The sequence below is a fragment of the Nostocoides sp. genome, from assembly GCF_035343835.1.
GTDB classification, from domain to species: Bacteria; Actinomycetota; Actinomycetes; order Actinomycetales; family Dermatophilaceae; genus Nostocoides_A; species Nostocoides_A vanveenii.
The window spans coordinates 1-8709 of sequence record NZ_DAOQZV010000137.1 but is presented as its reverse complement, the minus strand read 5'-3'; the positions used below and the strand labels follow the sequence as shown (position 1 = coordinate 8709).

General features: G+C 69.2%; 13 protein-coding genes and 1 pseudogene. 9 read left to right on the top strand and 5 right to left on the bottom strand.

Translation table 11 applies throughout. The features are described 5' to 3' along the window. A pseudogene (locus tag PKH97_RS10590) lies at positions 1-329 on the top strand (ArsR family transcriptional regulator); the annotation flags it as partial. Positions 330-339: 10 nt separating this feature from the next. Here the strand turns inward: PKH97_RS10590 and PKH97_RS10585 are convergent. Next, the gene (locus PKH97_RS10585) at positions 340-1023 is read right to left on the bottom strand and encodes a TetR/AcrR family transcriptional regulator (RefSeq protein WP_324387376.1); all 684 of its coding nucleotides are present in this window, start codon (positions 1021-1023) and stop codon (positions 340-342) included. 100 nt (positions 1024-1123) lie between these two features. Between PKH97_RS10585 and PKH97_RS10580 the strand changes: the two genes are divergently transcribed. The 6 genes from PKH97_RS10580 (at position 1124) to PKH97_RS10555 (ending at position 4815) form a co-directional block, all read left to right on the top strand. After that, a complete protein-coding gene (locus PKH97_RS10580; protein WP_324387375.1) occupies positions 1124-1792 on the top strand; it encodes a DUF4386 domain-containing protein in 669 nt (222 codons plus the stop codon). Continuing rightward, positions 1789-2601 carry a hypothetical protein gene (locus tag PKH97_RS10575; protein WP_324387374.1) on the top strand — a complete coding sequence of 271 codons (813 nt, stop codon included), beginning with the start codon at positions 1789-1791 and terminating at the stop codon, positions 2599-2601. Before PKH97_RS10580 ends, PKH97_RS10575 begins: the two co-directional genes overlap by 4 nt. Before the next feature lie 35 nt (positions 2602-2636). Continuing rightward, positions 2637-3428, top strand: coding sequence for a DinB family protein (locus PKH97_RS10570; protein WP_324387373.1), 792 nt, complete (start codon positions 2637-2639; stop codon positions 3426-3428). Positions 3429-3550: 122 nt separating this feature from the next. Then, a complete protein-coding gene (locus tag PKH97_RS10565) occupies positions 3551-3862 on the top strand; it encodes a nucleotidyltransferase domain-containing protein (RefSeq protein ID WP_324387372.1) in 312 nt (103 codons plus the stop codon). Further along, positions 3859-4227: a HepT-like ribonuclease domain-containing protein gene (locus PKH97_RS10560; protein WP_324387371.1), complete on the top strand. Its 369-nt coding sequence runs from the start codon at positions 3859-3861 to the stop codon at positions 4225-4227. The genes PKH97_RS10565 and PKH97_RS10560 overlap by 4 nt, the downstream gene beginning before the upstream one ends. Before the next feature lie 30 nt (positions 4228-4257). Continuing rightward, positions 4258-4815, top strand: coding sequence for a dihydrofolate reductase family protein (locus PKH97_RS10555; RefSeq protein ID WP_324387370.1), 558 nt, complete (start codon positions 4258-4260; stop codon positions 4813-4815). 85 nt (positions 4816-4900) lie between these two features. On the opposite strand, the gene PKH97_RS10550 is transcribed toward PKH97_RS10555, so the two are convergent. From PKH97_RS10550 to arsD, 4 genes are read right to left on the bottom strand one after another with little or no spacing between them, the layout of a single operon-like run. Next, a complete protein-coding gene (locus tag PKH97_RS10550; RefSeq protein ID WP_324387369.1) occupies positions 4901-5341 on the bottom strand; it encodes an arsenate reductase ArsC in 441 nt (146 codons plus the stop codon). A gap of 52 nt (positions 5342-5393) precedes the next feature. Then, positions 5394-5738, bottom strand: coding sequence for a heat-shock protein HtpX (locus PKH97_RS10545; RefSeq protein ID WP_324387368.1), 345 nt, complete (start codon positions 5736-5738; stop codon positions 5394-5396). Next, positions 5656-7470, bottom strand: a complete 1815-nt coding sequence (locus PKH97_RS10540) for a TRC40/GET3/ArsA family transport-energizing ATPase (RefSeq protein WP_324387367.1) — start codon at positions 7468-7470, stop codon at positions 5656-5658. The genes PKH97_RS10545 and PKH97_RS10540 overlap by 83 nt, the downstream gene beginning before the upstream one ends. Before the next feature lie 3 nt (positions 7471-7473). Beyond that, the gene (gene arsD / locus PKH97_RS10535) at positions 7474-7917 is read right to left on the bottom strand and encodes an arsenite efflux transporter metallochaperone ArsD (protein ID WP_324387366.1); all 444 of its coding nucleotides are present in this window, start codon (positions 7915-7917) and stop codon (positions 7474-7476) included. Positions 7918-8006: 89 nt separating this feature from the next. Between arsD and PKH97_RS10530 the strand changes: the two genes are divergently transcribed. Together PKH97_RS10530 and PKH97_RS10525 are read left to right on the top strand one after the other, a co-directional pair. Beyond that, on the top strand, positions 8007-8384 hold the full coding sequence (locus PKH97_RS10530; RefSeq protein ID WP_324387365.1) for a metalloregulator ArsR/SmtB family transcription factor: 378 nt from the start codon (positions 8007-8009) through the stop codon (positions 8382-8384). A gap of 37 nt (positions 8385-8421) precedes the next feature. Beyond that, the coding region (locus PKH97_RS10525) for an aquaporin (protein ID WP_324387364.1) at positions 8422-8709 on the top strand (288 nt) is incomplete at its 3' end.

Sequence of the window (8709 nt, the reverse complement as noted above, 5' to 3'; positions counted from 1 at the left end):
AGGTCCGGGCGATCGAGGAACGCTTCTATGGGCGCACGGCGCGGATGTTCTATGTAGCTGCGCAAGCATCGGGTGGCGACCAGATGCCGCGCGACTTCAACGATTTCGAGGTTGCAGCTCGCGAGTCCGCGGGGGCGTTTATGGACGGCACGCTTTGGGGCTTCATCCGCCACGCCCGGATATCCGCGGAGCAGGCCGGGCAGTTCTGGGACCGGATGTCCGCACTCGTCGCCGAGTTCGACGCGCTGCCGCGCTCGGGCGAGACCACCTATGGCTTCGCCGTGGGCATCTATCCGACTGACCATCCCACGCTTCCAGCGGAGGCCTGACCCGTCTGCCTCAGTGCGGAGATGACCAGCGTCCGCGACGCAGGCGCTCGGCCGCATCGAGGATGACCCCGAGGGCGAAGTCGAACTCGAAGTCCTCGTCGCACCCGGTCGCGTCCGGCCGGCGCGCCCGGGCGTCCGTCGCGATCGCGAGGATGCCGGGATAGTCGCCCGGATCCGGTATGGCCGCCGTGCTGCGCCGGGGGGCCGCCCGGCCCGGCGCCTCGTTGAAGAGCTCCGGGCTGAATCCCCAGATGCGGTTTCCGAGCACGTGCATCAGGTGGTGCGTCAGGTCGGCACTGAACCCGCCGGCCAGGAACAGGCTGCTCAGGTGCTCCATGTGCCCGAGCACCGCGGGCGTGCGCAGGGTGCGGGTCTCCAGAGCCCGGCGCAGCCACGGGTGGTCCCCGTGCAGCCGGCGCACCCCGGCGATGCTCGCGACAACAGCCTCCCGCCACTGGGGACGCCGGTCGGCGGCGGGTCGCGGGAGGTCAGCCAGCAGGATCTCGATCATGCCGTCGATCAGGTCTTCTTTGTCGGCCACGTGCTTGTAGAGCGCCATCGGCACCACCCCGAGCCGCTCGGCGAGGTGCCGCATGCTGAGCGCCTCCAAGCCCCGCTCGTCGGCGACGGCGACCGCCGCTCGCAGAACGGCCTCGCGACTGAGCGGATCCCGCCGGAGTGCGGTGCGCGGCATACGGAAATCCTCTCGTCTTGACGTGGTGTACATCGTACACCTACGCTCGACACACCATCAGGTGTACGCCGTACACCCTTATCGATCGAGGAAATGACCGATGTCCCAACTCACCCCGACCACCCAGCGGCGCCTCGGGCGGGCCGCTGCCCTTTGTTATCTGACGACGTGGATCACGTCGGTGGCCGCCGTCCCGTTGTATGGCGGTTCGACCTTCGACTCCGGCGCCGCGCCGGCCGGGCGCACCTCGGTGCTGCTCGGCTCATTGCTCGAAGTCCTCCTCGCCGTCACGGTGGTGGGGACGGCGATGGCGCTCTATCCGCTCTTGCGCCGGCACGGCGTCGGCAGCGCCATCGGCTATCTCGCCCTCCGCACCTTGGAGGCCGCGGTCATCCTCGTCGGCGTCGTGGCGATGCTGCCGGTTGTTGCGCGGCCGGCGACCACAGCGGCGAGTGACCTGTCACCGGACGTCGTCGCGGGGCTGCACCTGCTGCACGACTGGACCTTTCTGGTCGGGCCGGGCCTGATCAACCCGGCCAACGCCACCGTCCTCGCCGTCCTTCTGTGGCGCACGCGGTTGGTGCCGCGATTCATCCCCGCGCTCGGGCTCGCCGGGTCAGCGATCGTTCTCGGCATGAACCTGCTGGTGATGTTCGGGCGCACCGAGGTCGTTCCGGCGCTCGCCGCGCCGCTCTTCGCGTGGGAGATTTCGCTGGCCGCCACGCTGGCGTTCCGCGGGCTGCGCGCGCCGGAGGTGAGTCAGCCATGACGCCTCTGTCACGCTCAAATCGATCGTATGCCGTTGTCCCCCTTCTTCTTTCGGCGATCCTCGTCGTCGCCTTCGTCGTCGTCCCGCCGCTGGCCGTGCCGGTCGCTCGGGGTGGGGTCGACCTGTCGTCGCGGGCACAAGGCGTGATCACGGCCTGGGTCGCCGAGGGCAGCGCCGAACGCCCCGCCGCCCTTCGGGACTTCGTCGAGGGCTGGCGCGACTACCACGTCGTCAAGGCGGCGCTCGCTGCGACGGCAGGTCTGGCGCTTTGGCGCGTGGCGGGCGAGGCGAGGCGGCGCTGGGTGGTGGGCGGCCGGGCATACGGCCAGGCGGTCACATTGGTGGTGGCCAGCGGCTTGGCGTTCTTCGCCGCCCTCGTTGTGATGGCGAACCTCCAGGGGGCGCTGGCGCCGCTGGCGTCCGCGGTCTCGCTGCTGCCGTCCGCCGACGGCGACGCGTCGTATGCCGCGACGCTCGCGCAGGTGTCGGCGCAGGTGTCCGCGGGGCGCTCCACTGGTGCGGCGGGCGCGGTGCTCACCGACTTCGTGTTCTTCCACCTGGTGCTGGCGGCGCTGGCGTGGCTGCTGGCGATCGGTCTCGGCACCGGCTCGGTCCGGCTGTTGCGTCGGCGCCTACAGGCTCGACACGACGTCTCGACGCCACTTCGCGAAAAGCTTTTGCTGACAACACTTTCCGCGCTGACGGCAGCGACCGCACTGTTCGCGCTGGTCGTGGCGACAGCCAATATCTCGACTGCGGGCGACCCAGCGCCGGAGCTGACGGCGTTCCTGGATGGGTTGGGCGGCTGAGAGGGGCTGTCGGTGGGGTCGGCCATGAGGGGGCGATGGTGGCCCACTCCCCTACCGATGAGTTCGAGGGCGCGACCCTCGTCAGGTCGAGCTTCAAAGGAACGACGCTGCGCTTCTCCGACGTCCGCGGCGTGACAATGCGCAGCGTCGACGTCGCGGGCCTCGACATCGACAGCCACGTCCTCGCGATGGGCACACTTCTCGTCAACGGCGTCGACGTGGTGCCCTTCGTCGAGGCCGAGTTGGACCGGCGCTTCCCCGGCCGCGCGCTGCGGAAGTCGACGACACCTGCGGGTCTGCGCGAGGGCTGGGTGGCCGTGCAGGCGGCCTGGGCCGCGACCGTCGCTGACACGCCGGTGGCATGGGTGGACCTCCACGTCGAGGACGAGTGGTCGTTCGCGCAGACGCTGCGCCATCTCATCCTCGCGACCGACACCTGGCTGCGCGGCGCCATCCAAGGCAGCGAGCAGCCTTTCCACGAGATCGGCCTGCTCTTCACCGGAGCCGCCGAGATGGGCGTCGACACCTCGCCCTTCTGCACGGAGCCGCCGGCCTACGAAGAGATCCTCGCGGTGCGCGCCGAGCGGCAACAGCGAGTGACCGACGTCCTCGCCGGCGTCACGCCCGAGATGCTCGCCGAGGAACGCCGGGACCCGTGGGGCGCCGAGGACTGGCGCCCGACCGTTGGCGACTGCGTGCGGGTGATCCTGGAGGAGGAGCGGGCCCACCTGCGCTACATCCGCCGGGATCTCGCGCTCCTGCGCGGAATCCGCCGGGATGAAGCGCACCGCCAACCGGTCATATCACGCAATATCGTGACGGGATGAATGAGGTGCTCGCAATGCGACAAGCCGCGGGCTGCAGCCAGGCCGCATTGGCGGCCCGCAGCGGAGTGGCGTAACCGAAAATCGCCGCCCATGAGACCGGGCGTCGCAGGCCGTCACCGGAGATGATCGAGCGCCTGAGTGCACTTCGACCGCGCCCGAGCGAGGCGGTTGCGGCCAAGCGCGCACAGGTGCTCGCTGTGCTGGCCGAGCATCGGATGTCGGCGCCGCGCGTCTTCGGGTCTGCCGGGCGGGGAACCGACGGGCCGGGGAGCGATCTCGACCTCCTCGTCGATCTCGCCGACGACGGCGACCTGCTCGACCTGATCGATGGCGCCGACGCCCTGGAGGAACTCCTCGGCATCCCCGTCGACATTGTCACCTCCAGGTCGATCACCGCCGACCACGAGATCGCCCGCACCGCGGTGCCCTTGTGAGCGACCTCGACGCGACCTTCGAGCCTGGCACGACGGATCGGCTGCGCGATGTGGCGCGACTGTGTGCTCGCGCCGAGCAACTCGCCGCCCGGGGCCGGGAGTGGTACGACTCCGATCCCGAGTTGGAAGTCCCCAAACTCGCCGCCGACTCGCTCGTCCTGAAACTCGGGGAGGCCGTCCGTCGCCTCCCCGCGGCCTTCCTCGACGAGGGACGAGGCGACCCCGTCTGGCGACGCGCGACCGGGATGCGCCACCGACTCGCGCACGACTATGACGCCGTCGACTACGAACTGGTTTGGGGCGTCGTCGCCACGCATGCGGCCACGCTGCGAGCGCGCGTCGAGTGCCTGCTCGACAACGTCTGATCGGTGCGAAATCTGCCGTAGCGTCGAAAGATGCGACCCCTGCGCTACTCCATCAATGTCACCCTCGACGGCTGTGTCGACCACCGCGTCGGTATCCCCAGCGAGGCTCTGCACCACCACGCGGCCGAGAACATCGCCCGCGCCGACGCCCTGATCTTCGGCCGGGTCACCTACCACATGATGGAGTCCGCGTGGCGCCCGCCGGTCGAGGAGTCCGGTATGCCGGCGTGGACGGCCCCGTTCGCCACCACCATCAGCGCCATTCATAAGCACGTGGCGTCCCGGACGCTCACAGCGGTGGACTGGGATGCCGAGCTCATCCATGGGGATCTCGTCGAGGCCGTCCGCGCGCTGAAGGAGCAGCCGGGGGACGGCCTCTTCCTCGGCGGCGTCTCGGTCCCCCTGACCCTCGCCGCTGCGGGCCTCATCGATGAGTACGAGTTCGTCGTGCATCCCCGGATCGCCGGGCACGGACCTACTCTGCTCGCCGGGCTGCCGCACCTGCTCGACCTGCAGAAGACCACGAGCCTCGACCTCGGTGACGGCATCATCGCGACGACCTATGTCCCGACGAGTCGCAGCCAGTGACCCGTCGGCCGGTGAGGTCGGCGCAAGCGGCGCAGGCGCGATCGAGAAGGGACTCGCGTGGTTGATGGTGCCTGGCCGCCCGCGGTCAGTCGGGGAGCGCGTGGACCATGGGGCCGACACCTAGCTCGGTGAGCAGGCTCTGCACGCGGGCCTTGATCTCGTCCCGGATCGGGCGCACCGCGGCCACGCCTTGGCCGGCCGGATCCGGCAGTGCCCAGTCCTCATATCGCTTGCCGGGAAAGATCGGGCAGGTGTCGCCGCAGCCCATCGTGATGACCACGTCGGAGGCCTGGACGGCCTCGGTGGTGAGGACCTTCGGGCTCTCCGCGGAGATGTCGATGCCATCTTCGAGCATCGCGTCGCGGACGGCCGGGTTGATGGTGTCGGCCGGCGCCGACCCAGCAGACCGGACCTCGACCTGACCGCCGGAGAGATGGTGGGTGTAGGCGGCCCCCATCTGGGAGCGGCCGGCGTTGTGGACACAGACAAAGAGCACCGACGGGCGGGGCGTGGGCTGGTCAGACATGAGGATCAAGCCTTTCGGGACGGGGTGTCGCGGATGGTGGTCGGTGAAGGCGTCAGTCGAGGATCTGCCGCAGCAGGGTGGTGACGCGCGCCTGGATGTCGTCGCGGATCTCCCGGACCGCCTCGATCGGTGCGCCGGCCGGGTCAGCGACCTGCCAATCCTCATACCGCTTCCCCGGGAAGATCGGGCAGGAGTCTCCACAACCCATTGTGATGATGACGTCGGCGGCCCGAACCACGCTGTCCGAGAGTGGTTTTGGATAGGCCGTTCCCAGCGCGATGCCGCGCTCCTTGAGGACCTCGACCACCATCGGGTTAATTTCGCCAGTCGGGGCGGACCCGGCCGAGCGCACGTGGACTCGTCGCGCAGAGAGGTGCTCGGCCAGTGCCGCAGCCATCTGTGATCGGCCCGCGTTGTGCACGCAGACAAACAGCAGTTCCGGCACCTTCTTGGCGACTTTGCCCTGGGCCTGCGCGGTGGACATCAACTGCTCGCGCGCCTGCCGGGCGACAAGGATCGGCAAGAACGAACGGATCGTCGAGCGCGGGGCCAGCAGATCCCACGCGCCCGTCACGGCGGCCTCGATGGTTTGGCTGTCGAACACGCCGCTCTAGGAGTAGGACAGGTCGTGGATGAGCTGTCGGGTAAGGGTGTCGCGGTCGATCTCCATTGCGTTCAGGCTCCTCAAGTCGTCGTGGGATGGTCAAACGGGTTGCGGGAAAACCGAGTGCAGGCCGGTGACACCCGTGGGCGGTGAGGCCAGGAGCGGGACGACCGCGAGACGGGCTGCGAGCTCGCGAACGCGATCGAGATGGGGAGCCTCGGCCCCCGCGCGCGCGGCTAACAATGGGTCGGTGCTCGAGGTGGCCGCGAAGCCGGGCGCGGCCGGCATCGTCCAGCGCGGCGCCCTTGGTCGCCAACACCTTTTCCCGGTAGGCCGTGGTCGCCGCCTGAGGGTCTATTCGCGAGACCTCCAGGTGCGCGTCGGCCGTGCCCGCGAGGACGTCATCGAGGCGTGCCGCTGGATCAGTGGTCGACAGGTGCACCTGCTTGCCGCACTCGGCCAGAGCCACGGCGATCGCGGCCGCGATCGTCGACTTGCCGACCCCGCCCTTGCCCATGCACAGGATCAGGCCGTGATCCGCCGCGACCAGCTCGTCCACCAGAGTGTCCATGCCCGGAAGCGATCGCGGCATGGGCGTCAGGACGGGAGACGCGCACGCCCGAGGTGCGGTCTCGGTCAGCAGGTCCTTTAGGGCTCCCACGCCGAGGATCGCGGCTGGCCGCATGTGGATAAGGCTGCGCGGCAAGAGATTCAGTGCCGTGGGCAGGTCGGCCAGGCAGGCCGCCTCGCGGTGATGGATGGCGACCGCGAGTGGGTCTCCCGTCGGGCCGGGGTCGGGCAATAGGGCGTTGAGCACCAGGTGTTGCCGGCTGATCCCGACGCGGGAGAGCTCTCCGGCGGTCCGGGCCGCCTCGGTCAGCGCGGAGTGCTGAGCGCGTGCCACTAACACCAGCCGGGTCAGGGCCGGATCGGCCAGCCGCGCCAGGGCTGCGGCATACGTGCGACGCGCCTTGTCCAGGCCCGCCATGGGGCCCAGACAGGAGGCGTCACCCTGACCGGCGTCCAGGAAGCTCGTCCACTCGCCCGGCAGCTGCAGCAGCCGGATCGTATGCCCGGTCGGGGCGGTGTCGAAAACGATGTGGTCATACGCCCCGGTGAGTGAGTCGTCGGCGAGGAGGTCGGTGAATTCGTTGAACGAGGCCACCTCCGTGGTGCACGACCCGGAGAGTTGCTCGGTGATCGCGGCGATCTCCGCGTCCGGAAGGAGGCCTCGCACCGGGCCGATGATCTTCTCCCGGTATGCCGCGGCCGCGGCCTGCGGATCGATCTCGAACGCAGCCAACCCCGCGACACCCGTGATCGGAGTGATCTCGTGGCCGACGACCTGCCCGAACACCTGCGCCACATTTGAGGCCGGGTCGGTCGAGACCAGAAGCACGCTTTTGCCGACACGCGCCAACGCCACTGCGCTCGCGCACGCCAACGAGGTCTTGCCCACCCCGCCCTTGCCGGTGAAGAAGAGGAAGCGCGGGGAATCCGCAAGGAACGCCGGGGATGACGGCATCACTCAGCAGCACCCCGGCCCGGCGGCGGTGCATGCGTGGTCGCTGACGCAACACTCGGTGACGCCGGGGGTGACCGGGGACAGGCCCAGGTCTCGATGAGCTCTTGCGGCCTGGTCGTCGGCGGCGATACCGGCATACCGGGACAGCTCGGATCGGGCCGGGTAGCGTCCCGTCGCAACGGTGATCCCGTTGACGAGCACCACCGGCAGCCCCGCCGAGCCAGCCACGCGCAAGAAGGCCGACACGTTGACATCGGCGGCGAACGCACCCGGGTCATTGGCCAGGTTGTGGCGATCGATGTCCACCCCGAGCCCGCGCAGGTAGTCCAGGTCGGCGGTGAACGCGACCAGGCGCTCGTCCAACTCCGGTCCGCACACCCCGGTGTTGCAACACAACGCCGGCTCGAACACCCGGATCACCGGCCCCGGCAGCACCGAACTCGACATACCAGCTCCTCCATGTATAGAGACTTCTCTATGAATGAAGTCAAACGGTCGTATGGACGTTTGTCAATACAAGCGGCTAGAGTCGCCCCATGACGGCGACGCACTCCCATACGGCCTACCTGGATGCCGATGTCTGTTGCCGGGGAGCCGACTGCGAGTTACTCCCGGCCACCGACGCCGCCGTCCTCGCTGACGTGTTCAAGGCATTGGCGGATCCCACCCGCATCCGGCTCCTGCGCTATCTGGCTCAGTCCGAGGCCGGCACCGCCTGCGCCTGCCATTTGCCTGACGCCTTGGGCATCACCCAGCCGACACTGTCCTTCCATATGCGCAAGTTGCTCGACGCCGGTCTGGTCACCCGCGAACAACGGGGCCGCTGGGTGCACTGGACCGTGCGCCTCGAATCCCTCACTGGCGTGCGGTCCTTCCTCGACCTGCCCGAGCCCGCGGCCAGCGCGTGCTGCTGAGCGACCGATCCGACCTGGCCTCAGGACCACCCGCACAATGAGTTCCCCCGTGCACCCCGCCGCACGGCGGGCCACCGCCGAAGGAATCGGCACGGCCACGCTCGTGGCCGCCGTCGTCGGTTCCGGGATCATGGCCACGAGGCTGACTGCGGACGTCGGCCTCCAGTTGCTCATCAATGCGGTCGCCACCGTCGGCGCGCTGGCCGTGCTCATCTGGTCGCTCGGTCCGATCTCCGGCGCCCATTTCAATCCCGCGGTCACACTCGTGGCCACGGCCCGCGCGGAGATGCGCCGGTCCGAGGCGGGGCTCTATATCGCGGCGCAG

Excerpts from the sequence above, each read along its gene's own strand:
- PKH97_RS10585 (WP_324387376.1), bottom strand. The coding sequence starts at position 1,023 with ATGCCGCGCACCGCACTCCGGCGGGATCCGCTCAGTCGCGAGGCCGTT.
- PKH97_RS10580 (WP_324387375.1), top strand. The coding sequence starts at position 1,124 with ATGTCCCAACTCACCCCGACCACCCAGCGGCGCCTCGGGCGGGCCGCT.
- PKH97_RS10575 (WP_324387374.1), top strand. The coding sequence starts at position 1,789 with ATGACGCCTCTGTCACGCTCAAATCGATCGTATGCCGTTGTCCCCCTT.
- PKH97_RS10570 (WP_324387373.1), top strand. The coding sequence starts at position 2,637 with ATGGTGGCCCACTCCCCTACCGATGAGTTCGAGGGCGCGACCCTCGTC.
- PKH97_RS10565 (WP_324387372.1), top strand. The coding sequence starts at position 3,551 with ATGATCGAGCGCCTGAGTGCACTTCGACCGCGCCCGAGCGAGGCGGTT.
- PKH97_RS10555 (WP_324387370.1), top strand. The coding sequence starts at position 4,258 with ATGCGACCCCTGCGCTACTCCATCAATGTCACCCTCGACGGCTGTGTC.
- PKH97_RS10550 (WP_324387369.1), bottom strand. The coding sequence starts at position 5,341 with ATGTCTGACCAGCCCACGCCCCGCCCGTCGGTGCTCTTTGTCTGTGTC.
- PKH97_RS10545 (WP_324387368.1), bottom strand. The coding sequence starts at position 5,738 with ATGGCTGCGGCACTGGCCGAGCACCTCTCTGCGCGACGAGTCCACGTG.
- PKH97_RS10540 (WP_324387367.1), bottom strand. The coding sequence starts at position 7,470 with ATGCCGTCATCCCCGGCGTTCCTTGCGGATTCCCCGCGCTTCCTCTTC.
- arsD (WP_324387366.1), bottom strand. The coding sequence starts at position 7,917 with ATGTCGAGTTCGGTGCTGCCGGGGCCGGTGATCCGGGTGTTCGAGCCG.
- PKH97_RS10530 (WP_324387365.1), top strand. The coding sequence starts at position 8,007 with ATGACGGCGACGCACTCCCATACGGCCTACCTGGATGCCGATGTCTGT.